Below are 25758 nucleotides of genomic sequence, written 5' to 3'. Positions count from 1 at the left end.
CAAAAAGAATGTTTAAAGATACAAAAATATCGCTTTTTTGAGTCTGTGACCGCCGCTTACCGTGATCGAAACCGCAAGCCTGGAGTCTGACATGAACCCACCCTCCCTAGCGCCCTGCGTCCCCGACCTGGCCGATCCCGCACTCGTCGAGGCGCTTCAGGACATCGTCACACCGCATCTGAGCGACAATCTCGACCGCTTGAGCGGCATCCGCGGGCTCACGTCCTTCCACGATGGTAAGAAGCTGGTCGGCACCGCTTTCACGGTCAGGTGCCGTCCCGGTGACAACCTCTATGTATACCAGGCACTGACGCTGATCCGTCCCGGGCATGTCCTGGTGCTCGAAGGCGGGGGACATCTCGATAACGCGCTGATCGGCGAACTGATCAAGCTTTACGCCCAGCAGCGCGGCTGTGCGGGGTTCGTGGTCGACGGCGCCATTCGCGACGTCGAGGCGTTCGCCGGCGACAGCCTTCCGTGCTACGCCCGGGGCGCCGTGCATCGCGGCCCGTACAAGCACGGCCCCGGCGCGCTCAACGTGCCGGTCTCGGTCGGTGGCCAGGTAGTCAATCCGGGCGACATCGTCGTCGGTGATGCGGATGGCCTGGTCACGTTTCCACAGGCGGAGGCGGAGTCACTGATCGCGGCGGCCCGCGCCAGCGCGCGCAAGGAGGCCGGCATCATGGAGGAGATCGCCACCGGTGCGCACCACCAGCGCTGGCTCGACGCAGTGCTGTCGGCGCAGGGACTCGACTATGGCAGGGCGTCCGCATGAGCCAGCCGTTTGCCGATCGCCTGGCGCGCATCCAGCCGTCACCCAGTGTTGAAGCCAATGCCCGTGTCGTCGAACTGCGCGCACAGGGCAGGGACATCGTCAACTTCACCATCGGTGAACCCGACTTCGACACGCCGGCACACATCGCCGAAGCGGCGGTCGCGGCGCTGAAAGCGGGCGATACCCACTACACGCCGTCGGCGGGCACGCCGGCGCTACGTCAGGCAGTCGCCGACAAGCTCGCACGTGACAATGGTCTCGACTACACCCGCGACGAAGTGGTGATCGGTGCCGGTGGCAAGCACATCCTCTATCACGCCCTGGCGGCGACGCTGAACCCCGGCGACGAAGTGATCGTGCCAGCGCCCTATTGGGTCTCCTATCCCGATCTCATCGCGCTCAACGAAGGCGTGCCGCGCATCGTCGCCTGCGATGCTTCGTCTGGCTTCAAGCTCACCGCGAGGACGCTGGCCGGGGCGATCACCCCTAGAACGCGCTGGCTGGTGCTCAATACGCCGTCCAATCCCACTGGTGCGGTCTACAGCGAGGCGGAACTTCAGGCGCTGGCCGTTGTGCTGCGTGAACATCCTCGGGTCGGGGTGATCTCCGACGAGATCTACGAGCACTTCGTCTATGCGCCGGCCCGCCATCTCTCTCTGGTCAACGTCGCGCCGGATCTCAAGGCACGCACGCTGATCGTCAACGGCGCTTCCAAGGGTTACGCCATGACCGGCTGGCGCATCGGTTTCGGCGCCGGGCCGCGCGATCTGGTCCGGGCGATCGTCAAGCTGATCTCGCAGACGACGACCTGCCCGAGTTCTCTCAGCCAGGCCGCCGCGGTGGCGGCCTTCGCCGGCGATCAGGCGCCGGTGCGAGAGATGGCCACTCGCTACGCCGAACGGCGTCAGCTGATGCTGGAAGGGCTCCAGTCGGTGATCGGGGTGAGTGCTTTCGCACCATCGGGTGCCTTCTACGTCTATCTCGATGTCGAGGGGCTGATCGGGCGAGAGACGCCGACGGGGCAGCGGCTCCAGAGTGACGACGACGTGGTGCTCTACTGGCTCGAATCGGTCGGCGTGGCTGGGGTTAGCGGCAGGGCCTACGGCCTGTCTCCCTATGTCCGACTCTCCTTCGCCATCGGTGAAGCGGCGATCCAGGAAGGGTGTCGGCGGCTCGGGGAGGCGTGTCGGGCGCTGCGCTGACTCCAGCTACCTCTGGCGGCAACGATCTAACAATTCACAATGATGACAACGAGGTTCTTATGAGAATCGCCATACGAGGAGCGCGGGGCCTTCCTGCGCGCATTTTCATCGGTTTCGTGCTGGGGATCGCTTGCGGTTTGCTGTTCGCTGATTTCTCCCTGGCGATCAAGCCATTGGGCGATGCCTTCATCAGTGGAATCAAGATGCTCATCGTGCCGATCATCTTCTTCTCGGTTGCCGGCGGCATCGCCAACATGGGCGATGTCCAGCAACTCAAGCGGGTAGGCGGCAAGACGCTGGTCGTCTATACGGTGATGACTGTTGTTGCGGGCGCCATCGGTCTTGCGGTGGCCTCTCTCATCCAGCCGGGGCACGGGCTCGAGCTCACGGCGAGCGCCCCCGCCGGTGCCGCGCCGGCGGGCCTGGACATCGGCCAGTTCCTGCTGAAGATGATTCCCAGCAATCCGGTCGAGGCGATGGCCAGCGGCAACGTCATCCAGTTGATCGTGTTTACCATCCTGGTCGGTGTGGCGATGGTCATGCTGGGGGAGCGTGCCGCCAGGCTGCGCGCACTGTTCGACGAGGGCGCGGCGGTCTCGTTCCGTATCCTCGACATGATCATGGCCGTCTCTCCGCTCGGCATCTTCGCCCTGATGGCCTACGCGGTCGCCAACTACGGCATTGATATCTTCGGCCAGATCGGCAAGTTCGTGCTGGCGGACTACGCCTCGCTGCTGGCGGTCTGGGTGGTTGCCTCGATCCTGCTGGTGCTGTTCACACGGATATCCTATGCGCGCTTCGTGCGCAAGATGGTGCCGATCTGGCTGATGACCCTGTCGACCACCAGCAGCAACGCCACGTTGCCGGTGACGATGAAGGTCACCAATCAGGGCCTCGGCGTGCCGCAATGGTTGTGCTCGTTCATGCTGCCGCTGGGCGCCACGATCAACCTGATGGGGGCGGCGGCCTACCTATCGGTGCTGGTGGTGTTCGCCGCGGGCTTCTACGACCTTCCGTTGAGTCTGTCGCAGATGGTGAACGTGATCTTCATCGGTACCATCCTGTCGATGGCGGCGCCGGGCATTCCCGGCGGTGGAATCGTCATGGGTACGTTGATACTGCAACTGATGAACCTGCCGTTCGAGCTGGTCGGCGTGATCGCCGGCATCTATCGCATCGTCGACATGGGACACACCACGCTCAACGTTTCCGGGGACGTGATCGGCGCGCTGCTGGTGGCGAAGAGCGAACGCCTGCTGGACACGCAGCTGGCGGCGTCGCCGGTGGCCGCCCCGCATCCTGCCGACGGTGCCTCCTGAAGAGGGCATCCGCCAGCAACGACGTCAGTAAGCGTTGAAATAGAGCTGGTCGAAGCAGCAGGCCTGTTTCGCCAGCTCGACGATCGCGTCGTTGAGATTGGCCTGGCGATCAGCGCGGTAGAGCGCGCAATACCGCACGCGAGGCAGCCCGGGCGCGGTGTTCAGCACCTGGAGCATCCTGCGGTCTATCAGAAACTGCAGACAGTGACGGGGTAGATAGCTGATGCCCACTCCGGCCAGGGTCAGGCCCACCTGTGCCAGCAGATAGTCGCTGACGAGGGTGTTGCGCAGCCGCACTCCATGCTGGGAGAACCAGCGCTCGTAGATCAGGCCGGTGCCGGAGTGGCTGCCCTGGGAGAGCACGGTGAACTCGGCGAGTTCCGCCAGAGTTAGGGTATGGTCCGCCGCCACCGTGCCGGGTGCCGCCATCCAGGCGTTCTCCACGCTCTTCAATGGCTGTGATACGAAGCGCGTATCCGAGAACACGTCGGGCACCACGATCATGTCCAGCTTGTCTTGTTCGAGCTTGGCGAACAGATCGCTGCTGAGCTCGATGGACGGTTCGATGTTGAGCCGAGGGAAGCGCCCGCGAATGCTCTCGATCACTTGGGGAAGCCAGGTCAGACCGGTAAGTTCGGTCACGCCGATACGAAAGTGGCTCTGGATCACCGACTCGTCGCTGATTCGCTCGAGCAGGTGATCGCGTCGCTCCAGCAGTTCCCGCGAGAGCGTCAGCAGCTCGGCTCCCTTATCGGTCAGGCGCGCCGAACGCCGGCTGCGGTCGAACAGCGCCACGCCAAACGTTTCCTCGAGCTCCTGTATGCGTTTTGAGATCGCCGACTGGGTAGTGTGCAGCTTGTTGGCTGCGGCTTCGAAACTGCCCAGCTCACTGACCCAGTAGATCGCGTCGAGCTGCTTGAAAGTGATCATCGAAAAAGTCCTTGCCCTCAGCACAGGCTTTCATTCTAAAAATGAATATTTTTATCTGCAAATACATCGTAAAAAAATATGCTATTCGTTTCATGAAACGCATTTGCCTCTACACGGCGCAGACGTGTGAGGTACCTCTGGAAGGGCAGTCGTTGTCTCAAATGGACTGCAGAGGCGGTGCTCAGACTTCGATTTTCAAGACTTAGTTGTCACAGCTACTCGGCCGAGTAAAATCCCGCAATCGATAAAGGCGCTCGCGATGTCATGCGTGAGTCGCTACGCATTATGCTGTCTAGTGGCAGCTTATTCTGGTGTCGTCGGAGATTTGGGCGAGCTGCAGAGTATCAGAGTTGTGCTTGGGCAGTAGTAGGCTGGGCGGAGCTAGGAGGCTCTCCTCTCAATTCTATCCGGTACATTGATAGTGCACATGATGAGCAGCTTCGGCTCCTACTTGCACTAAGTGGAACTGCGGAATGATACGCTTGAAGATTGAGCCATTTTCATCGCACTTAAGTTTGTATTAGGGAAGGGGGTCAGCGGAATTGGTCGTCTGCAGAGTACTTCGCTGGGCATGTCATTGTCACCTCAATCGAGCTAATTTTCTGCGTACTATTTTAGGTGGTATTGAACCTTTCACCGGGGCGTATCCTTTCACAGAGATTGCGCCGTGGCGTGCAATCAAAGGCGGCCGCTGTTGAGCGAGGTAGAGTTGGCTGCGGCTAGGTTTTTCTCTTCCTGCAGCTTTTTGTCTTTTTTCGCTTTTCACTTGTGGTGATTTATGCATTGCCGTCGGCTTAGAATCTGCCGCTGACCGTAACCTTGGTATGTGCCGTTTTTGCTTGAACTCCCTAGTGCTCAAAAGATTCTTCTTGGCCCGGCGTTGGAATAGATTCTGCATTTTAAATGCAGATCTGAATGCCGTGAGTATCCTACATGTAACAGTTGGTAGTGTAGAGATCGACACGTACTACCGGGGATGGTCGTGGAGTACTCATGGGGAGGTCGACTTTGGATAGACACGTACTGGTAGGCCTCTGCGTTGAGCGTTCTGTCACAGTGCATATTGAACCGGTCTTCGTTTACCTTGCTAACCGAGGACGCTAGGTCGGCCGTGGTTTGACCACACTCCGCGTCGCTGGTGCGATAGTTAAGTCGGCTGAACGATATACAAGTACAGGAGCTGCTGACCAAAGACGTAGTCGGTCATGATGTGCTCAGACCCGGTGCGCGCGGCGAGCTGGCTGCTTTCGAGTCTTGTAGTAGCAGCTGGCTAGGTCTTGGCAAGAGTCTATAGAGCCCAGTGACCCATGTAGCGCTGAATACGTGTCGAGACGAGTTAACATTTCTCCTTCTCACTGCTGCAGCAAAAAGGCTTCATCGCGAGAACACTCGGCTGTGAGGGGAAATCGATGCTGCTTGAGCGACTTCGCTGGTGGGGCCGCGCGCGTTCGGTGAAGGGGCAGGGGGAGGGGCTGGAGTACCCGCGTAGTGGACCAGAACTCCTCGCCTTACCGCGTCGTCAGCAGATGCTCAAAATGCTCTGGGACACGACATCGCTGACCCAAGAGGCTTTCGACGACTACATCCTTGCACCGATTCAGCGCTATGCGGAGCTGGTGCAGCAGCTTCCCGCCTCGGAGTCTCATCACCACTCTTACGCCGGAGGCATGCTCGATCACGCGTTAGAGATGGCGTGCTACGGGCTGAAGCTACGTCAGCGTCACCTGCTACCCCCGGGGGGCAAGCCCGAAGATCAAAGTTCTTCGGGAGAGTTATGGAGTGCGGCGATCATCTATGCCGCATTGATGCATGACGTGGCGAAGACGCTCGTCGATATCGAGATTCATCTAGAGGATGGACGGAATTGGAAGCTCTGGCACGGCCCGATTCCCGGTCCTTACAGAGTTCGATACCGGGCGGGTCGAGACTACCACCTGCACGCCGCGCTAAACCCGATCCTATGTCAGCAAGTGCTGGGCCCGCACGTGCTTGACTGGCTCCTGTCGCAGCCCCGCCTGTTCGGGCTACTCACCTATACCATCTCTGGTCACACAGACCGCGGCGGCATCATTGCGGAAATCGTGCACCAGGCGGATCGCGCTAGCGTCTCAAAGGCGATGGGAGGTGATCCACTGCAGGCGCTCGCTGCGCCCGTCGAATCGCTCCAACGCAAGCTCGCTGACGGGCTGCGCTACATGGTCAAGGAGCAGTTTCAGCTTAACCAACGAGGGGGCGTGGCCTGGCTCACAAAGGAAGCGCTTTGGTTGGTATCTCCTAGGGCGATAAACGAACTTAAGGCCCACCTCTATGCTCAAGGAGTAAAAAGTATACCCGCCGACCTTGGACGGTTATATGGGGAGTTGCAAGCACATGGTTTGATTGAAGAAGTGAGTGAGGGAAAGTCAGTATGGAAGTGCGAGGTCTCTGAAGGGGATTGGTCTCAGTCACTGAGCATGATCAGAATTTCGCCGACATTGATCTGGGGAACAGGTACAAAGCCAGAGCCCTTTAAAGGCAAAATTGAAACGAAAGGTTGCGATACGCTTGGTTCTGAATCTAACGCTGATGCCGCTTCAGTCTCAAATGATGAGGTTGCGGCTAATGAAGTGGGTGCTGATGAAAATACTCCATTGCCTGCGAAAAATAAAGACTCTTCTGATGCAGGTGGGTCTGATGGAAAAGCGGGCGTCGATCTCGAGTCAGCTTTGGATGACGAGCTTATCTCTCTGTTCGAGAACAAGGTGGAAGTTGGCGATGAATCGAATTCCGAGACATTCGATGTTCAGGATAATAAAGATGAGCCTGATGCCCCTGGGGAGGTTGGCGAGGCGAAAGGAATGGGTGAGCGGTTTTGGGGCTGGCTCCAGCAGGGGTTGGAAAGCCGGTCTATTATCGTCAACGATAGCAATGCAGTTGTGCACACCGTGTCCGGTACCTATTTTCTGGTAAGTCCCGGCATTTTTAAAAGATTCGCCAGCGCTGAGCTTGGTGGTACCAGGCGCTGGAAAGAGGTCCAGAGTGGATTTCAGAAGTTGGGTCATCATGTCAAAACCCATGGGGTTAATATCCAAAAGGTGGTTGTTGCAGGTCCCAATAAAACGACGTACTTAATGGGGTATCTGCTCAAAAGTCCCCGTGAGCTGACACAGGCGGTGCCGCCTGATAATTGGGTTCTGACACTCGAAAAAGAAGAGGGGAGGGTGGGAGATGTTTGATGTGTCCTTCGCGGAGCTGCTAAGCCGCTATTGTGCCGATACGCACTTGCGGGAAAAGTCGATTGCGAGTTACGCAGGGGCTGTGCGAGCCGCTCGACGTTATTTTGGAAAACAATGCTATCCAAGCATGGTGAGTCGAGAGATGGTGTGCGAGTGGCGCGGGGCCATTCTACGGACGCGTGACAACCCAGCTGGGATCGTTGAGGTGAGCTGGAACAACTACGTGAGACATTTGTCCGCCCTCTATAATTTCGGCATCAGGCACCAGTTGATTATGCGAGAGGATAACCCTTTCGTGAAAGTGCGAGTAAGGGAGCCTAGAAAGCCAAAAAAAACGATAATGCCGCTTACCATGAGGTATGTACGTGAGGTGATGGATGTCTGCAAGCGATTTGAATGCGCGCAGGACGATGCGTCTAAGCTGCATCCCGCCTGGTTTTGGGAAGCGGTTGTCGAGACTTTCTACTATACGGGAATGCGTCTGAGCCAGCTGTTGCACGTCAAGGCAAAGGATGTCGATCTGAAGCGAATGATCATAGTGACGTCGTGGGAGGGCTCAAAAACCTACTCTGAGTCGGTCATACCCATTGCTGACGGGTTGTATCCCTACATAGGCAAGCTGCTTTTAGAGGCTCACAGGCAAGGTTTCAGGCGTGAGGATCAGTTGTTCAATGTCAATCGCTTCTCGAAACGCCATCGCAGAGATGTGATGGACATCAATCAGATCGAGCATTTCTTCAAGCGCTTGTCAGGCTTCTGTGGGGCGAGAGTTACCCCTCATCGTTTCCGACACACCCTTGGAACCGAATTGATGGAGGATCCTGACCGTAATATTCGTGTGACCCAGATGGTTCTCGACCACTCCAGCATGCGCACGACGATGGAGTACGTTCATCCGAGTGTCGACGCGATGCGCAAAGCGCTCAATGGCCGCCGGAGCCTTTGAAGTCAGAGTCGGATGAAGAGAGTAGATTTGGAGGTTGACAAGCGTGGATCCGCCCTACAGTATTTATCATGCCAATGTAGTGCAGGCGTGACACGCACTACATAGCCCGAAGCTTTTTCGCTAAGTCGCTGATTCAGGGCGATTTTAGCTCCCGAACTGCCCAACTGACTGTTAATCATTGGGTCACAGGTTCGAGTCCTGTTCGGGGAGCCATCGCTCACAAGTGAGTTTGCGATTGGCGCTATTCCTTCTCGCTAGCGGTATCCAGTAAAAGTCCCTTCCTGTTTGTGTAATATTGGCTGTCAGACCTCATGAGCGATGAAACGCTCTTGGTCTCGATCCTCTCCGGATGGGTGCCTTCCCCCAAGGCGTCATGACCTCCAGTGGTTGAGCTCCAGCACATCCCAGCTATTTCCTACCCGTTACCCCATCAGAGGCTACCCACAGAGGGCTCAAGGTCTCGATGAGTTCCCTGCTGTCTGGCGCCGGGTGATTCGCGCACTCTTGCCTATCCGAACAAGGCCATAAGGCGCTCTTAACGTCGTGCTGACAGGGTGGCGTGTCCATGGACATGAACGTTTCACGCCCTCGATTCCGGAGCAGTCGCCGATGCTGGATGCCATCGTTACCGAGGTCACTCGACTGGCCGCACAGCATGCTCTGATGGCTTACTCCCTGGTCGGTGTGGCCGCCATGGCTGAGGCGTTGCCGGTCGTCGGCACCCTGGTGCCGGGTTCCATGTTGATCGTGGGTATCAGTGCCCTGGCCAGCACCGGTGCGCTAGCGAGTGCACCACTGATTCTCGCTGCCCTGTTCGGAGCGATCACCGGCGACGGGATCTCCTTCTGGCTGGGTCATCACTACGGTGCCCGCCTCGCGGGTTACTGGCCGTTCAGTCGTTACCCGCGTTGGCTCGCGCGAGCCGAAGTGTTTTTCCAGCGCCACGGGGGTAAAGGGGTGTTTCTGGCACGTTTCATCCAGGGGCCGCGGGCTTTCGTACCTCTTACCGCTGGCATGAGCGGGATGTCGCCTGGGCGTTTCTACGTCTTCAACGTTGCTTCGGCGGTCTTGTGGGCCGCCACTCACGTGCTGGCCGGTGTCGCGCTGGGGGCGTCGCTGCAGGTCATAGCCCAGGTCGCGATCAGGCTGGTGCTGATGCTGGGGCTTTTATTGCTGTTGAGCTGGCTTGTCGTGTGGATGACGCGCCGAGTGATGCTGCCCCACGGCGTCACGTGGCTGAAAGCTGGTAGTGGGCGACTGGCAGAGTGGTGCAGACCGCGTTCGACGTTACTTCAGCGCACCATCTATCGGTTGATGAATAGCCTGAGCGGTGAAGGGCTCATGCTGGTCGCTGCGATTGCCATGCTGCTCGGCTGCCTATGGATGTTTACGGCTCTTCTCGAGAATTTGATGGCGGGAGATCCGCTGGTGAGGGCCAATCAGGCGGTCTTTCACGCGATGCAGGCGCTGCGGACCCACTGGAGTGACACCGTGATGTTGGCGATCACCGAGCTGGGAGATGGCTTCGTGACCACCAGCCTCACCATCGCAGTGGCGGCTTGGCTATTGCTTCGCCGCGCTTGGCACGGGGCGCTCTATTGGTTGGCAGCGGTAGGGGGAGCTGCGCTATTCACGCCGGTGATCAAGGCGATGGTGCATTGGCCGCGTCCTACTGCCGGGCTTTACAGCGGTTGGGAAGCCTTTTCCTTTCCCAGTGGTCACGCCACCATCAATACCGTTCTGTATGGCTTTCTGGCTTATCTCGTCGCTCGAGGCTTGCCGGCAAGACAGCGTGGCTGGGTGATCGGCGCGGCGATGATGACCGTCATGTGGATCGCGCTCTCTCGCCTCTATCTTGGGGCGCATTGGCTGGCCGATGTCCTCGCGGGGATGGCCATCGGTACGGCATGGGTGATTCTGCTGGCGATCAGTCATCAGCGTCGCCATGCCCCACCAGCCGAAGCAAGAGGAGTGCTCGCGGTGGTTCTGCTAACGTTGGCCGTGGTGTGGCCGTATCACCTCTACCAGAACTTGGCCGCTGATCGTGCTCGTTATACCCCGCAACCTGACATCCAGCGGATGACATGGAGTTCCTGGTCCAAGGGTGGGTATCAGCAATTGCCGCAGCGTCGCATCGATCTGGGCGGTGACAGAGAAGAACCCATGGTCATGCAGTGGGCGGGAGGGCTAGGGGCGCTGCGCCGAAGTCTGAATGATGCCGGTTGGCAGGTCGACACTCCCTGGACCGCGATGAGTTCCCTGCACTGGCTGAATCCCGCCAGTCCCGACAAGGCACTGCCGGCGCTGCCGCGACTCAACGAGGGGCGGCCCCCGTCGCTGATTGCTACCTACGCCATGCCGGGGAGGGCGCGCAGGCGCCTGGTCCTGTACGTCTGGCCCTCTGACTTCACGCTCACGGGTACCTGTCAGCCATCGCCTCAGCCGCTCTGGATCGCCTCATTGAGATGGCAGCAACGAGATAGTCTGCTGGGAGTAGTAGCGCTGGAGCGCGACATTCCGTCTTCTCGCGACGCCAGTGGGGTGTTGGCCAGGAGACTGCTGCGTCAATCCGCTGGCCTGTCTGCGCATCGGGTCACCTCCAGCGAGGCAACGGCACTTTGGCTTACGGCTGCGCAAGACTTGGGCTCCCCTTGCAAGTGAAGTATGGAGCAGAAAGATGGCGTGTCATGAGCGCCTGCGCCGGTGGTGGCGTTGCTGCCGTAGTGCAGTCGAGTTGAGATCACTCGTCGCCTGGCGGACGAACGCGTCGAGCGCCCTGTCAGCCATCTCGCCGCCGCCGTCTTCATCCCGCTTTGGTTCACGGCGGCGGTAGCTGTTTGCCGATTCTGTTATTCGGTGGGGTGGCTTGGGTAGCGAGTCTGGACAGTGTGGTCTGGATAGCCTTGCCATGGAAAATGAGGAGCTCTCAACCTCGAACCTGGGATNNATCCCAGGTTCGAGGCATGGTATGCCTGTCGCTGGGGACAGGGAGATCGGGAAAGAATTGCGTTCAGCTCATGATGCCGTTTCCAGCGCTCTTGCGCGCCTTTCCCGTCGAGAAAGATAGCCGACCAGGGCGATGATGGTGCACATGAAGAGGACATTGGTCCCCGTGCTACCCAGGCCAAGCCCACCGTTGGTGCCAGGCTGCGTCAGGAGGTCGCCCAGAGAGGCACCCAGCGGGCGGGTCAAGATATAGGCGATCCAGAAAGCGACAATGGCGTTGGCCTTCAGGAAGATCCAGGAAAACGCGGTGAGCGCGATCAATGAGCCAAACAGGAGCAGCGCATGCAGGTAACCGAGGCCAAAATCTTCGGCAACCAGGTCGCCGGCTGCGGTGCCCAGTGCGAAAGTGACGAGAATGGCAGTCCAGTAGAACAGTTCGCGCCGCAAGGTCGTGATCGAATGTATGGAGAGCGTTCTTTCGGTTCGTTTCCAGACGATGAAGACAGCGATTAGTAGTGTCGAAAAGACCAGTGTCGAATCTATCAGAGGAACATGTAGCTGATCAGTCAGATTATCGGTCACCAAGGTGCCGAACACGCTGACCAAGAGCACGTTGCTCCAGTAAAGCCAGGGGATATAACGTTTGGCCTTGAGCTGGGCTGCCAGGAACAAGGCCAGCAGTATCCCGGTCAATATCGAGGTGGCAGTCAACCCGAAGCCGAGATTGAAGTTGAGAAAATCGGCGCCCGTTTCTCCTACGGTCGTCGACATCATCTTGATGAGCCAGAAGACCAGCGTGACTTCTGGTACCTTGTTCGTCCAGCTTGGTCGACGTTCAGCGGATAGTGATGGTGTAGTCATGATGTCCTCACTGTGGGTGGCATCCCTTTTTTAGGGAGCCATTTCAGTGTGAGTCACAAGACTTATGACAAACTGATCGCTACTGCCGAAAAAAGCGAAATCTCGTGAAGGTTATCGATGGATGATGTCTAGTGAAGTAAGTAGATACGCGCCCTGAGATAAGGCGCGTCTTGTTATCCGGTGAGTCGATCATGTTGTTCTTCTTCGCCGCATTGCCCCGCGGAATCGGCGAAGGTTTCGACACCAGCCCTCGCCGAAGGCGCCGCACGCTCGCTCATCAATCCATGGGATGTTTCTTTTCTGCTCTGTCAGCGGGGGCGACGCAGTCTGGATCGAATGCCTCGGGCCGTATGGCGCTGATGGGAAGGATGTCCAACTGCCCGCTTCGATAGTCGAAGTGATGAACGGCACCCTCGTCTACGGTGAGTTGATCGATATCCCGATGGCGCGTGACCAGCCAACCGTCGGGATAGGCGAGACGGTATCGGCACAGAGCCTCGGCGGCATTGTCCAGGGTCATCAGGGGGCGAGTCAGCCGCCCCGCGAACTGGAACGTCGCCTGGTAGCCGCCACCATTGTAAGCCACCGGCAGTTGCCTCGACTCCAGTGTTCCCAGCAGCTCGCCTGGGGCCCTCACGTCATACCGACTCCAGAATGGCCCCATCATCCACTGGGTCGCCACAAAGATCGCGATAGCGGTACCCACGGCGAGCCCGCGTGCGGCAGAAGCGCCATCTGGCCAGCGCTGTCGCCATATCCCCACTGCCAGTAGGACGAGTGCGACGGCGCCCGTTGTCGACAGGTTATCCGGACCCACGGCCCCCTTGCCGAATAGACTCAAGCCGCAGCCAACGATGCCCAGAACGGCGATGGCGAGCGAGGGGAGGCGCGTTCGGACGACAGTATTGGGCGCTGTCGGGCTGCTGGCCAGTCGATCCATGATGAGCAGTGCCAAAGCCGGGAGCATAGGCATGAGGTAATGAATCTGTTTGCCACTGATGAAGCAGAAAATGGCGAAGGGGGTGATCATCCATATCCAGAAGAGTCGCTGGCGTGATTGACGTGGGCGCAAGGGCCAAGCGGGGCGCCACAGCAGCCACGGAAATGTCAGCAGCGGCAACAGCGGGAAGTACCACCAGAAAGGGCGGGCATGAGCCATGGAGTTCTGTAGTCGATTGACGCTCTGACCCCATAGCAGATCCTGGGCGTAATCCCTGCCGCCCAGCCAGGCGGCGGAGAGCGCCCAGCTTGCGAGCAGGGCGCTGCCAATGAGCAGGGAGAGCGCTAGCCGGCGCCAGCCGGCTCCGCCGAGCGGTGCCGAGCGCCACCAGGGTATGCTGGCCACGATCGGCAGCAGCGTGACGAATACCGCCGGCCCCTTGGCCAGCAGGGCCAGCCCCAGCCATATCCCACTGACCAGTGCCTTGCGCAAGGTGAAGTGATCGGAGACGAGTGGGCTGAGGGCTCCCAGTAAGCAGGCGGTCAGCAGAATGTCGAACATCAGCGCGCCGCTGTAGAGATTCCACATCAGCATCGCCATGAGTGCGAGTGGTGCCAGACTCGCCGATGTCTGTGCGTACCCCAGTTGCCTCGCGATGCGGTAGAGCTGCCCCAATGCGAGCAGCGATGCCAGTGGTCCGATGAGCTTTGGCCACCACTCGGTGACGCCGAAAATGGCCCAACCCGCATGTATCAGCCAAAACAGCAGCGGAGGCTTGTCGGCGTAAGTTTCGCCATTCATGTGCGGCACCCAGAATGAGTGGGTGTGCCACATCTCCCACGCGACGGATACGTAGCGCGTTTCATCGATGGGAAGGAAAGAGCGGGAGAGGGCGCTGGTGACCGTCAACAGCCACAGGAGAGCGATGACTAGCATGTCTCCGCGGGGAGGAGCCATGAGCCAGCGAGGCAGAGGGAATCTATGCATGTGAAGCAGGCCGCTCATTGGATTTTGCCGTCAGCTTGCCCAGACAGTCTTAGGAAAACATTATGTGCGGAGAAGACTAGCTGCCGGGCGCCAGATATGGGAATGATTTTTAATAACAGGTGGTGGGGATGTCGTTGAACTCAAAATAAGATATTTTTTAATATAATGATCTCGATGAAGTAACTGGCTGTCGCTTCATTGTGGTTAGTCATCTAGATGTTTTGCTGATATTTAATCATAACAATCCGTGGTTTCGGGGTGATCGAATTGCATCTTTTGATTCATGGAGAAGGTGCCCTCTCTCTTGAACTGTGGCGCCGCTGCCTGGCACGGCTTTGTCAACGAGTCACGCTGTTTCATCGCGTCGAGCAGGCGATGCCGGCGGTGGAAGCGGGCGATGTCAACGCCCTGATCCTTGTGGTCGGCGGTGCTGATATCAGCGATAGCCTGAAGACGCTGAGTTATCTTCGAGAGTTTCTAGAACTCCCCATTCTCGTCATTGTCGATGCCATGAGTTCATTACACGCGGCCCGGTTTCTGGACGCGGGTGCGGACGATTTCCTGACGGCTGATACCGATGCCAGGGAAGTCCTTGCTCGGGTGCGCTGCAAATGTAGACGTTCCGACAAACCTCCGGGTCGAGTCATCTCTGCCTGCGGCTTGAGGATAGACATGACAACGATGGAAGTGAGGTGGCAGGAGCATCCGATCCATCCCTCCGCCAAGGAACTATTGATTCTGAAGGCACTGGCCTCTCAACCTTATCGCGTGTTCACGAAAGCTCAGCTGGAACAGATATTGTATGGTGCCGGCTTTTGTGCCAAGTCGAACACGATACAGGTATTCATTCACGCGCTTCGAAAAATGACCCACCGAGATGCCATCCTCACGGTCCGCGGCGTAGGCTATTGCCTGGGCCCAGCACCTGCGTGAAAACGAAATTCCAAGTGGATCGCTCCGTAAAAGAGAACTCACAGGCGAGGCGTATATAGCTGAACGGATGAGAGCTATTCAGAGAAAAGCGACACAGAGAAGAACGATACAAAAAGAACGACATAGAGAGCTAACAGAGCCCTGCACACGCCTGCCGTTGGATTTTCGAGAGTGTCAGCAAGAGAATTGATGCCGAGCACCGATACGGTACGGCATCTCGTGGGCTCTGCGGTAGAAACGACGGTCACGCTTTCGTTCTGATGCTGCTTCGACAATGCTGCGTTAAGCTTTGGCTGCGGTGGTAGGCGGCGTTTACCTCTCTCTGGAGTTCGATATGAGTGCCGTTCTCACCCAGGTTAGACGTCACGATGGGATGCGACGCTTGGGCAAGCGCCTGGAGCGGCGCTGCAAATCGATGGCATACAGCCTGCTGGCACGTTTTTCGCGAGAATCGCAGGCCGTCTCGCCGGAGACATTGCAGAACGTACATCGTGTACTGCTGGTCAGGCCGAATTTTCGCCTGGGCAACGCGGTGATCGGGGCTCGGTTGATCGAGGCCTTTGCGTCGTCCCGGCCGGATATCGCCATCGATTATCTGGGTACGGATACCACGAGCCAGCTGTTCAAACATATGCCTTTAAAGCGCTATTACGCGCACAGCCGTAGTTTTTCCTGGCGCCTCTGGGCACTGATTAGATTGATCCTGGCGCTTCGCCGCAATCGATACGATCTGGCAATACAGGTAGGAGAAGGTTCCCTCACCAGTTGGCTTTTCCTGCAGCTATGTGGTGCCAACCGGCTGCTCGGTCAGCCTGGGCGTTTACAGCATACCTATGACTGGTTGCTGGATGACACCACCCGGCATGCTTATGATTTATCAGGAAACATTGCCCGGGCCCTGGGTCTGACATGTCAGCGGCTGCCTTGGATGCTCGTGACGAAAGACGAGGCCACCCATGTGGAAACTCTCTTGCCGAGCGCCACGCGCGGTGGGGTCGTTGGTCTTTTTGTCGGTGGCCACCTGGACAAGCGGCTTCCACTGAATTTCTGGCTTTCCCTGCTCGAGTCGCTTAACGAGAGTCGTGAGCGCTATCTCGTCATGTTGGGGCCTGAAGAGGAGCAGCACCGCTCGGCGTTGACGAAGGCCTGTGGCGCCCAGGGCCGGATCTTGCCGCTACTGCCGTTGCGTGATTTTGCAGCGGCGCTGACTCATGTCATCACGCTGATCACACCCGACACTGGGCCCATGCATATCGCGAGTGCCTTGGGAGTGCCTGTTGTTGCGGTCTTGAATAGCGAAAAGTCTTACAAGTTCGTGCCTCACGGGATTGCTGACAAAGCGCTGTACCAGCCGAGTGCCGAGGACGTAATGGCATGTCTGAGACGGAGCCCGCTATTGGGCTCACCCGGGATGCGAACCGAGCACATGCTGGATCGCAAGATGCTGCTCCACTGAGAGTGGGCAGCGCTGGATCCATGGGCCTGCCCTATATGCAGTTGCATTCAGACTGGTGTGACTCGGCTGATCGCTTTCTCGTCATCGTCTCGTCAACCAGTGTGTAATCAGGCGTTGACGTCTACCACGAGCCGGCCGCGTATTTCCCCTGCCAGGAGTCGTTCGGCCGCCTCCAGCGTGTCGCCTAAGCGGATGTCGTGCGAGATCTCGTCGAGCAGGGCGGGATCGATGTCCTCGGCCAGCCGGGCCCAGGCTTGCTGACGCTCCTCAGCGGGGCGGGTGACGCTGTTGATCCCGAGCAGGCTGACGCCGCGCAGGATGAAGGGGGCCACAGTGGTGGGGAAGTCCATGCCCTGGGCGAGGCCGCAAGCGGCGACCAGGCCATCCGGGCAGGTGTGTGCGCAGACGTTGGCCAGCGTGTGGCTGCCCACCGAGTCGATGGCGGCAAACCACCGGGCCTTGGCCAGAGGCTTGCCGGGGTCTGACAGTTCGCTGCGATCAATGATCTCGGCGGCGCCCAGGCGCTCCAGGAAGGCCGATTCTCGAGGGCGCCCGGTGGCCGCAATAACGCGGTAGCCGCGTGCCGCCAGTGCGGCAATGGCGTAGCTGCCGACGCCCCCGTTGGCGCCGGTCACCAGTACCTCGCCGCAGTCCGGCGTCAGGCCATGGCGCTCCAGCGCCAGCACGCTCAACATGGCGGTATAGCCGGCGGTGCCGATGGCCATGGCCTGATGCGTGTTGAGAGAGGGGGGCAGTCGGGTAAGCCACTCGCCTTTGACCCGAGCGCGCTGTGCCAGGCCGCCCCAGTGCTCCTCGCCGACGCCCCAGCCGTTGAGCAGGACGCGATCGCCCGGCGCCCATGCCGAATGTTCACTCTGCTCGACGACACCGGCAAGATCGATGCCCGGCACCATGGGGAAGCGGCGCACGACGGCCCCTTTACCGGTGATCGCCAGCGCATCCTTGTAATTGAGCGTGCTCCATTCGACGCGAACCAGGACGTCGCCCTGGGGAAGTGAGTCGGTGTCGAGCTGCGTCAGCGCGGCGTGACTCCGCTGATCGGCTTCGGCCTGCTGTACGAGAATGGCGTTGAACACGTGAACCTCCTGAGCATTGAACGATGAGTCGGAGAGGGGGGGGGGGCGATCGTCGGATCGATATCAGCGGGATAACCGAGCGAAGAATTCCTGGCTGAAGAGCACCAGAGGCGTCGGCTCGCGTGTCAGGCGGGCTCGCTGTACGGCACCTTCCCAACCGATCCAGAAGAAAGCGGCCAGGATGTCGCAATCCGTATCGGCGGCCAGTTCACCCTGCGCCTGGGCCAGCTGTAGGCAGTCGGCGACCCGGCGCTGCCAGTCCTGAAGAATGGCTTCCAGCCGTTCATCGAATCCGGCGGGTAGCAGCGTGACCTCCTGGCCCAGATTGCCCACCAGGCAGCCGCGCCGATAGTGGTGGCGCGCCATGCCCTCTTGGGCATCCTGGGTGAACCGGCGGAGTCTTTCGAGGGGCGGCAGTTCGGAAGAGAGCAGCCAGCGGTCGAGCTTGCGCGCGAAATAATCGGCATATCGCGACAACACGGCGTGACCGAACGCCTCCTTGCTGTCGAAGTAGTGATAGAACGACCCCTTCGGCACGCCGACCCGTTTCAGCACGCCGTCGATCCCGGTCGAGACGAATCCCTGCTCGGTGAGCACTTCGATACCACACCGAATCAGGGCGTCCCGAGTGTCCGGGTTGGCGCGGGGAACCTTTGGTGGTCGCCCGCGGCGTTTGCTGGGGGTCGTTGGCGTCTGCATGCGGCCCAATTTAGACCGGTCGTCTCGAAATATCAATGCACGGCAGCCGACGCCATCTGGCGCCTGACCGAAGTTGCGCTGCGTGAGCGTTTCGAGAGGTGACGATCGTGGCTTTGGCCTTCAAGAAGGGCGTGCAGCATCTAATTATAATTAGCAAACTAATTGATCGGCTATTAGTCAATAAATGATAATATGCTCATTGACCGCGTGTGCACGCCAAGGAGTGAGCATTTTCAGCAGCTCGGCTAAGTTTACTAAGCGTCGCAGGGCGATGTTTGACGGCAAAGTAGACTTTGAGTCCTCCGGCTGGATACGGGCTTTTCTAGCTAACGAAACTTAAGATCGATAACAATAAAGGGCCTGATGGGGCGTCGGAACGCGGTCGTTTAGGGGAATCTTTCACCTACCGCGAGGATAACTGTATGCCCATTCATCATCTTGGCTCAGATGACCAATCGATCATCGGCGATATTTATACCACCGACACATCGCAAGCAAGCCTGCCTAAATTTCGCATTCCGCAGGGCCGAACCGAGCCCCACGCTGCGTACTCTCTCGTCAGAGACGAGCTGCTGCTCGATGGCAACGCCCGTCAGAACCTCGCGACCTTCTGTACCACCTGGGTCGAGGACGAGGTCAAGCAGTTGATGTCGGATGCTGTCGATAAAAACATGATCGACAAAGACGAGTATCCCCAGACGGCGGAGATCGAGAATCGCTGCGTCCATATTTTGGCCGATTTATGGCACGCCCAGAAATCTTGGGAAACGGTAGGTTGTTCGACCACAGGATCCAGTGAAGCGGCCATGCTGGGTGGGCTTGCGTTCAAATGGAAATGGCGCCAGCGGCGTGAAGCCGCAGGGCAGGACGCGAGCAAGCCCAATATCGTGACCGGCCCCGTTCAAATTTGCTGGAAGAAGTTCGCGCGGTACTTCGACGTCGAGATCAGAGAGGTCCCGCTTGAAGGCGATGCGCTGGGTCTACAGCCGGCGGATCTTAGACAATACTGTGATGAGAACACGATAGGGGTTGTGGCAACGCTCGGTGTGACGTTCACCGGTGTCTACGAACCCGTCGAGGCCCTGGCGCGCGAGCTCGATGCCATCGAACGCGACCTGGGTTTGGATATTCCGATTCATGTCGATGCGGCATCCGGCGGTTTTATCGCGCCGTTCATCCAGCGTGACCTTGTATGGGATTTTCAGATCGAACGGGTGCGCTCCATCAATGCCTCGGGCCACAAATATGGACTGGCCCCACTCGGCGTGGGTTGGATCATCTGGGCCTCAAAAGAAGATCTGCCCGAAGACCTGATTTTCTACGTCGACTACCTTGGCGGCAATATGCCGACATTTGCGCTCAATTTCTCTCGTCCCGGTGGGGAAATCATCGCACAGTACTATAACTTCCTGCGCCTGGGACGCGATGGTTATACGGCGATTCAGCAAGCCTGCGCCGATACGGCACAGTGGTTGGGCAAGGCACTCGCCAAGCTGGGGCCTTTCGACATGGTTTACGACGGCCATGGCGGACTGCCGGCGGTCGCTTACAAGCTGACCGATGCCGATCATGGCTTCAATCTCTATGACCTGTCGGAGCGTTTGCGGATGCGCGGTTGGCAGATAGCCTCTTATCCGCTGCCTTCGCATCGTCAGGAAACCGTCGTTCAGCGCATCTTGATCCGACATGGGGTGAGTCGCGATCTGGCACGTCTGCTTCTCGACGATATGAAGCGCGCGATCAAGCATCTATCGGACAACCCGGTACCCCATTCGACGGCCAAACCGGGGTTCCACCATGGTTGAGACATCTCATCGCGGACGAACGTCGCCAGGCATCCTGACTCGCTACGCAGGCCTGTTGGCCCTTCTTTTCACCGAAACCGCCGTTGCCCAGGAAAGCGCGCCCTCCGCTGGAGGGCACGCCGTAGGTCACATCATCGATAGCGTAAGGCCCACTGCTGAAAGTGGAATCCACGGTTTTTTCGCGCTGCTCGGACACCAGCCAATCGCGTTTATTCTTCTCGCCCTGGCGCTGGGGAATCTGATCGGAAAGCTCGATGTCAAGGGCGTCTCTCTGGGCTCGACAGCCGGTTCATTGCTGGTCGGTGTCATCATCTCGATGGTGGCCGAAGCCGTCTATGGCATTACCTACTCCATTCCCGGAGTTCTCTCATCCTTCATGCTCTTGTTGTTCATGTATGCACTGGGCTTGAAGGTGGGGCCGCAATTTTTTTCGGGTCTGCGAAAAGGTGGGCTGGCCTTCGTCGGTGTCGGTGTCATCGTCTGGGTGCTGAATTGGGTCATTTGCTACTTCGGCGCATCCTGGGTCGGGTTGGCACCCGGGTATGCGACAGGATTGATTTCAGGTAGCTATACCATTACGGCCATTCTCGGCGTTGGCCAGAGCGCGCTGTCGAGCGGTGCCTATACGCCCCCTGCCGGTATGACAGTGGAGCAGGTGGGCGCCAATATGGCGGCGGCTTATGCCATTAGCTACGTATTGTCGAGCGTCGGGATCATCCTGCTGATTCGGTATCTGCCGCGGATCTTTGGGCGCGATGCCAAGGCAGACGCGAAGCAGGCCGAGAGGGAATATAGTGGCGGTGCTACCCATCCTGTTCCAGGCGCGCCAGGCGCACTGGTCATGGGATTCTCCCCCTACGATCTTCGTGCCTTCTATGTGACTCACCAGCAGCTCATCGGGCGGAGTCTTGCGCAACTTGCCAAGGAGTATCCTCAGGTACCGATTCTGCGTGTCGTGAGAGACCATCAGGTTCTAGAGTTATCTGATGATCTGGTGCTCGAGAAGAACGATATCGTGACGGTGCGTGGGAATGTGCACGACTTGATCCTTGAAGAGGGGGAGTTGATAGGCCCGGAGGCCGATGAAGCGCTGGCCCGCAATGTGCCTCTGGAAGTGGCCGATATCCACGTCGGCTCCCATGCGCTCTCCGGGAAGACACTGCAGGAGCTGGAGAGTCGCGGAACGGGCGGGGTGACGGTACAGGCGCTGTTCAGGGCCGGTAATGAACTACCGCTGGGGCCGGCTAGCGTCGTGCTGTTCGGTGACGTGATACGTCTGACCGGGCCTGACGTGGCGATCAAGGCGGCGGCCAAGACCCTGGGCGGACGTGCGATCCTGCCGACCCTGAAATCCGAGGTTCTCTATCTCTCGCTGGCCATGCTGGTAGGGTATCTGGTGGGCATTGTGAGTGTGACCATCTCGGGTATCCCATTCTCATTGGGGACGTCGGCAGGGTGCATTCTGGCTGGCGTGGGCGTCAGCTACTTCCGCAGTCGCAACCCAGAGTTCGGCGGGCCGGTCCATGAGGGGGCTCGCAGTTTTCTCCAGGACTTCGGGCTGAATGCCTTCGTCGTGGTGTTATCCGCGAACGTCGGGCCTAAAGTCATCACCGCACTGGGTGGCGACACCTTGGTCTGGCTGGCGCTCATCGGCACGCTGGGGGCCTTGATTCCTCCGTTGATTGCCTTCTGGGTCGGGTTCAAGTTTTTCGGACTCAATTCGATTATCGCCGACGGTGCTGCCACGGGTGGGCGAAACAGCACGCCCGGGCTGAACGCGATCATCGAGGAGTCGGGGAGCTCGGTGGCGGCTGTGCCTTATCCCGTGAGTTACGCGCTGACGACGGTGTTGGCCCTGATCGGGGGCTATTTTTCGATGATCCTGTCCTAGCTGGCGATGGCACTGAACGGTATTGCTGTCGCGCGTCATGAGCGGCGGCGATGGCTTTGTTCAGTGTCTCGCTGAGGCCACGCCAGGCGCTGGATGCGACCATCGGTTGCGCCTCGTGCAGCCGTGGGCAGGCTCGCTCGGATGCCATCGCAGGTGTCATCGAAATATAATTTGGTTTTCGCTATCTATCGCTTCGAATAGCGCGTACCGTGAGCGCACCCCAAGGATAGGGGTGTCGCAGGGAAGGCAGCCGGGAAGGCTGCAGCCAGGGACTTACGGGGTGCGAAGACCGTAGACGACAGCACGTCTGGCATAGCTGATCTCAAGAGTTCTGATGTTTACGTCAGACTCTTTTTTTTGTGCCTTTTTCTGGCCCTTGAGCGTTGATGCCGGGCGCTATCGTCCTGCGCTGAGGCAAGATGTTTCGACTCCTTCGTGCCGCCGGGCCTGGCGTGTTCGATCTGTTTTCTCCGTTATCAATCATCATCCGTGCGGGAGCCCCCTATGCCTGTCGAAGAGGTCGTTCTGCTGGACGAAGCGCACCGCCCCATCGGCAGCCGCGACAAGGCGCTCGTGCATGACGCCGATACGCCACTGCACCTGGGCTTCTCCTGCTACCTGCTCGATGCCGAGGGGCGGGTGCTGATCACCCGTCGGGCGCTGACCAAGCGCGCCTGGCCCGGCGTCTGGTCCAACGCCTTCTGTGGACATCCGCTACCCGGCGAGGCGCTGGAGGCCGCGGTGGCAAGGCGAGGCCACTTCGAGCTGGGCGTGACGCTGACCGAGATCGTGCTGCTGGATAGCGAGTTCCGCTATCGTGCCTGCGACGACAGCGGGGTGGTCGAGAACGAGTACTGCCCGGTGTTCCGGGCTCGCGCCAGCTCGCCGCTGGCGCCCAATCCCGATGAGGTGATGGCGTGGCAGTGGGTGTCGGCGGAGGATCTGATCGCCGCCCAGGCCGCCACGCCCTGCGTGTTCAGCCCGTGGATGGTGGCGCAGTTGGGGCGTCCGGGCATCCGCCAGGCGCTCTAGCGGCGCTCTTGATCGCGGCGTTTTTCAGCGACATCGGCGGGCGGGCCGGGCACGCATGCCCAGCCAGGCGTTGGCCATCAGGGTAAGGATGGTGAGCGTGCCGCCGTAGAGCGTGGCGCTGGGCGGATCTTCGCCGAGCAGCCACCAGACCCAGAGGGTGCCGAGAATCGCCTCGACCAGATAGAACAGCGCCACCTCGGCGGAGGGCAGGTAGCGGGTGGCGATATTGATCAGCGCCGTGGCCAGCGGCATCTGCAACAGCCCCATGAGCCCGAGCACCACGTAGCTCTGGGTATCCAGTGCCAGCGGCGTTGCCATTGGCCAGGCGGCCAGGGCGGTGAGCACGCCGCCGCCGGCGATCAGCGGCAGCCGGTCGAGGGTGGGGTAGCGGCGCAGCAGGGTCAGGTTGGCACCCACCGCCAGTGCCGAGGCGAGGGCGTAGAGATCGCCCAGCAGGCCGTCGCCGCCGAGGGAGCCGGCGAAGACGATCACCAGGCCGAGCATCGCCAGGCCGATCGCCAGCCAGGTGCGCCCTGCCACTGGTTCGCGCAGCACGAAGCGTGTCAGCAGGGCGGCGAAGAGTGGCGCGGTGCTCAGGATCACCACCACGTTGGCCACCCGCGTGTGCACCACCGCCATCACGAACAGCAGCGAGATGGCGGCGAGCAGCGCCGAAGAGACCAGCGCAGCACCGCGATGGGCGTTGAGCGTGGCCAGGCGCCGGCGCTGGCAGTAACACAGCCCCACCACCAGGGCCATCAGTGCCCCGCGCCAGAACGCGATATTCCAGCCATCGCTATCGGCCAGGCGTACCAGCAGGCTGTCGAAGCTGAGTACCACGATGCCGCCGAAGGCCAGTGCCACGCCGCGGGCATGCCCCTGAGGGGCCCAAGTCACCATGCTGTTCTCTCCTTGAGTGATCCGCCCGACCATCATGCTCGGGCTCCCTGACGTCGTCGGGTATCGCCTGCCCGGCTAGGCGTTGCCTTGGGCGGCGGCCAGGCGTGCGCTGCCGTGCACCCCGGCGACCCGATATCCCACCGCGCCGGCCACCAGCAGCATGGCACCGCAGCCCAGGGCCAGCGCGTAGGCGCCCAGTGTGGCCGAGCGCGAGAGGCCGTAGTCGGCGGCATAGCCGGCGAGGGTGTCGGCGTATTGCAGCCACAGGAAGGCGCCGATCGCCACCCCCGCCAGCATGGTGACGATGGCGATGCCACGGGTGCCCGACTCGGTGCTCGGCGCGGGCGTCTCGCCAGGCTGGTGCAGGCTGGCCAGATACTCCCGCTCCGCCTGACTGACCTGCGTCAGGCGCGAGGCGATCACGATCGCGACCAGGGCGGCCACGGTGCTGACGACCACCGGATGCAGATAGACCGGCAGCGTGAGCCACTCTGCCTGCAGCGCCAGCGAGAGCAGCAGGTTGCCGAGAAAGCCGACGCTCAGCCCCCAGGCCGCGCCGGCGGCGGTGATGCGCCGGCTCCAGATGCTCATCAGCGCCACCGGCCCCCAGGAGGAGGCGAACAGCGTCGCCGCGAACCACACCACCGCCATCACCGCGGGCGGCTGGAACAGTGCCAGCACCAGGGTCATCAGCCCCGAGACGAGCACCGCGATGCGGCTGGTGCGCATGGCGGCAGCGCCGCTGCGCGAGGCGGGGAGGATATCGTTGGCGATACTGAAGCCGATGATCGAGAGAAAGGTCGAGCAGGAGGAGAGGCCGGCGGCGAAGACGCCGGTCAGGATGACCATGCCCAGCCACATCGGCAGCACGTTGAGCGCCGCCCACACCATCGAACGCTCGGCGTCGAGCGTCGGCGTGTAGAGGTTGATCGCCGCGCCGGTGAGCATCATCAGCGCATAGAAGATCGCCAGCGCCACGGCGGTGAGCATCGCCGAACGCATCACCACGTGCTCGTTGCGCGCCATCAGATAGCGGCTGGACTGCCACGGGCTCGCGGCCAGCACTGCGGCCCACACCAGCCCCAGGGTGATGCCCCAGGTGGCGGACTCGCCCGGGGTCGCGAAGGCGGCATCATCGCCCTGGAGCATGCCGTGCCACAGGGCGATACCCGGCTTGTCGGTCTGCGCCAGCAGCCCGCCGATCACTCCCTGCCAGCCGCCCAGGTCGGTGATGATATAGAGCGAGCCACCGACCGCGGCCAGCGAGAAGATCACGAACATCACGGTATCGGTGAGCACCACGCCGGGCGAGCCCGAGTAGAGAATGAAGCCGGTGAAGGTGAGCCAGACCAGCAGTAGGCCGAGCCAGTAGGGCAGCCCGGTCAGCTCCTCGAACATGATCCCCGCGCCCTGCATGACGCCGAGCAGATAGGCACCCAGGCCGATCACCGTGGTGAGCCCGGCGATACGCTGCACCCGGCGCGAGGCGAAGCGCTTGCCGAAAAACTCCGGCACCGTGAGCGCTTCGCTGCGGCGCAGATAGCGGCCGAAGGCCAGCGCACCCAGCAGGCAGCCCGAGGTGCTGATGGCGGCGAAGATCAGCATCACGAAGGGGTAGCCCGCATAGGCGAAGCCGGTCTCGCCGAGAAAGGCACTGGTACTGAGATAGCTCGCCACCAGGGTGCCGAGGATCAGGAAAGTGGGCGCATTGCGGCCGGCGACGAGATAGTCGTCGAGATGCTTGACGCGGCGCCCGGCCCAGTGGCCGATCAGAAAATAGCCGACGAGGCTTAAGACGATCGCAACGGTGTAGCTCATGGGCGT

The 25758-nt window shown here is 60.0% G+C and carries 18 protein-coding genes; 11 read left to right on the top strand and 7 right to left on the bottom strand.

The features are described from left to right. Window positions 1–91 precede the first annotated feature (91 nt). Genes DOM66_RS04765 through DOM66_RS04755 form a run of 3 tightly spaced genes read left to right on the top strand, consistent with a single transcriptional unit; the run spans window position 92 to window position 3296 of the window. Entirely contained in the window at window positions 92–775 is a 684-nt protein-coding gene (locus tag DOM66_RS04765) for an RraA family protein (protein WP_110674205.1), read from the top strand. Beyond that, window positions 772–1977, top strand: a complete 1206-nt coding sequence (locus DOM66_RS04760) for a pyridoxal phosphate-dependent aminotransferase (protein ID WP_110689404.1) — start codon at window positions 772–774, stop codon at window positions 1975–1977. The genes DOM66_RS04765 and DOM66_RS04760 overlap by 4 nt, the downstream gene beginning before the upstream one ends. Continuing rightward, window positions 1938–3296, top strand: coding sequence for a dicarboxylate/amino acid:cation symporter (locus DOM66_RS04755; RefSeq protein WP_157958986.1), 1359 nt, complete (start codon window positions 1938–1940; stop codon window positions 3294–3296). The genes DOM66_RS04760 and DOM66_RS04755 overlap by 40 nt, the downstream gene beginning before the upstream one ends. A gap of 24 nt (window positions 3297–3320) precedes the next feature. Here the strand turns inward: DOM66_RS04755 and DOM66_RS04750 are convergent, their stop codons facing one another. Continuing rightward, window positions 3321–4226 carry a LysR family transcriptional regulator gene (locus DOM66_RS04750; RefSeq protein WP_110689403.1) on the bottom strand — a complete coding sequence of 302 codons (906 nt, stop codon included), beginning with the start codon at window positions 4224–4226 and terminating at the stop codon, window positions 3321–3323. A 1409-nt stretch (window positions 4227–5635) separates the two neighbouring features. Between DOM66_RS04750 and mobH the strand changes: the two genes are divergently transcribed. The 3 genes from mobH to DOM66_RS04735 all read left to right on the top strand — a co-directional run bounded on the left by mobH (window position 5636) and on the right by DOM66_RS04735 (window position 11048). Then, window positions 5636–7441: a MobH family relaxase gene (mobH, locus tag DOM66_RS04745; protein ID WP_110689402.1), complete on the top strand. Its 1806-nt coding sequence runs from the start codon at window positions 5636–5638 to the stop codon at window positions 7439–7441. After that, window positions 7434–8387, top strand: coding sequence for a tyrosine-type recombinase/integrase (locus DOM66_RS04740; protein WP_110674200.1), 954 nt, complete (start codon window positions 7434–7436; stop codon window positions 8385–8387). The genes mobH and DOM66_RS04740 overlap by 8 nt, the downstream gene beginning before the upstream one ends. A 609-nt stretch (window positions 8388–8996) precedes the next feature. Then, window positions 8997–11048, top strand: a complete 2052-nt coding sequence (locus DOM66_RS04735; RefSeq protein ID WP_110689401.1) for a bifunctional DedA family/phosphatase PAP2 family protein — start codon at window positions 8997–8999, stop codon at window positions 11046–11048. A gap of 354 nt (window positions 11049–11402) precedes the next feature. Here DOM66_RS04735 and DOM66_RS04730 read toward each other — a convergent pair whose 3' ends face one another. After that, a complete protein-coding gene (locus DOM66_RS04730; protein WP_110674198.1) occupies window positions 11403–12194 on the bottom strand; it encodes a COG4705 family protein in 792 nt (263 codons plus the stop codon). Between the two features lie 277 nt (window positions 12195–12471). Next, on the bottom strand, window positions 12472–14070 hold the full coding sequence (locus DOM66_RS04725; protein WP_157958775.1) for an ArnT family glycosyltransferase: 1599 nt from the start codon (window positions 14068–14070) through the stop codon (window positions 12472–12474). Window positions 14071–14379: 309 nt separating this feature from the next. On the opposite strand from DOM66_RS04725, the gene DOM66_RS04720 reads away from it, so the two are divergent. Both DOM66_RS04720 and DOM66_RS04715 read left to right on the top strand, forming a co-directional pair. Next, entirely contained in the window at window positions 14380–15054 is a 675-nt protein-coding gene (locus DOM66_RS04720) for a response regulator transcription factor (RefSeq protein ID WP_157958774.1), read from the top strand. Window positions 15055–15388: 334 nt separating this feature from the next. Further along, a complete protein-coding gene (locus DOM66_RS04715) occupies window positions 15389–16510 on the top strand; it encodes a glycosyltransferase family 9 protein (protein WP_110689400.1) in 1122 nt (373 codons plus the stop codon). Window positions 16511–16617: 107 nt separating this feature from the next. Here DOM66_RS04715 and acuI read toward each other — a convergent pair whose 3' ends face one another. Both acuI and acuR read right to left on the bottom strand, forming a co-directional pair. After that, window positions 16618–17607 (bottom strand): acrylyl-CoA reductase (NADPH), encoded by a 990-nt coding sequence (acuI, locus tag DOM66_RS04710; protein ID WP_110689399.1) that lies wholly within the window; start codon window positions 17605–17607, stop codon window positions 16618–16620. A gap of 63 nt (window positions 17608–17670) precedes the next feature. Then, a complete protein-coding gene (acuR, locus tag DOM66_RS04705; protein WP_110689398.1) occupies window positions 17671–18306 on the bottom strand; it encodes an acrylate utilization transcriptional regulator AcuR in 636 nt (211 codons plus the stop codon). 422 nt (window positions 18307–18728) lie between these two features. Here acuR and DOM66_RS04700 point away from each other — a divergent pair, with 422 nt between their 5' ends. From DOM66_RS04700 to idi, 3 genes are all read left to right on the top strand, one after another. Continuing rightward, the gene (locus DOM66_RS04700; RefSeq protein ID WP_110689397.1) at window positions 18729–20111 is read left to right on the top strand and encodes a glutamate decarboxylase; all 1383 of its coding nucleotides are present in this window, start codon (window positions 18729–18731) and stop codon (window positions 20109–20111) included. Then, window positions 20104–22002 (top strand): aspartate:alanine exchanger family transporter, encoded by a 1899-nt coding sequence (locus DOM66_RS04695; RefSeq protein WP_110689396.1) that lies wholly within the window; start codon window positions 20104–20106, stop codon window positions 22000–22002. The genes DOM66_RS04700 and DOM66_RS04695 overlap by 8 nt, the downstream gene beginning before the upstream one ends. Window positions 22003–22506: 504 nt before the next feature. Further along, window positions 22507–23034: an isopentenyl-diphosphate Delta-isomerase gene (gene idi / locus DOM66_RS04690; RefSeq protein ID WP_110689395.1), complete on the top strand. Its 528-nt coding sequence runs from the start codon at window positions 22507–22509 to the stop codon at window positions 23032–23034. A 24-nt stretch (window positions 23035–23058) separates the two neighbouring features. Here the strand turns inward: idi and DOM66_RS04685 are convergent, their stop codons facing one another. After that, window positions 23059–23934, bottom strand: coding sequence for a DMT family transporter (locus tag DOM66_RS04685; RefSeq protein WP_110689394.1), 876 nt, complete (start codon window positions 23932–23934; stop codon window positions 23059–23061). Between the two features lie 75 nt (window positions 23935–24009). Next, window positions 24010–25752: a sodium:solute symporter family protein gene (locus tag DOM66_RS04680; RefSeq protein WP_110689393.1), complete on the bottom strand. Its 1743-nt coding sequence runs from the start codon at window positions 25750–25752 to the stop codon at window positions 24010–24012. Window positions 25753–25758 lie beyond the last annotated feature (6 nt).

It is taken from the genome of Salinicola endophyticus, from assembly GCF_003206575.1.
Taxonomy (GTDB): Bacteria; Pseudomonadota; Gammaproteobacteria; order Pseudomonadales; family Halomonadaceae; genus Salinicola; species Salinicola endophyticus.
This window is presented reverse-complemented; position numbering and strand designations above follow the sequence as displayed.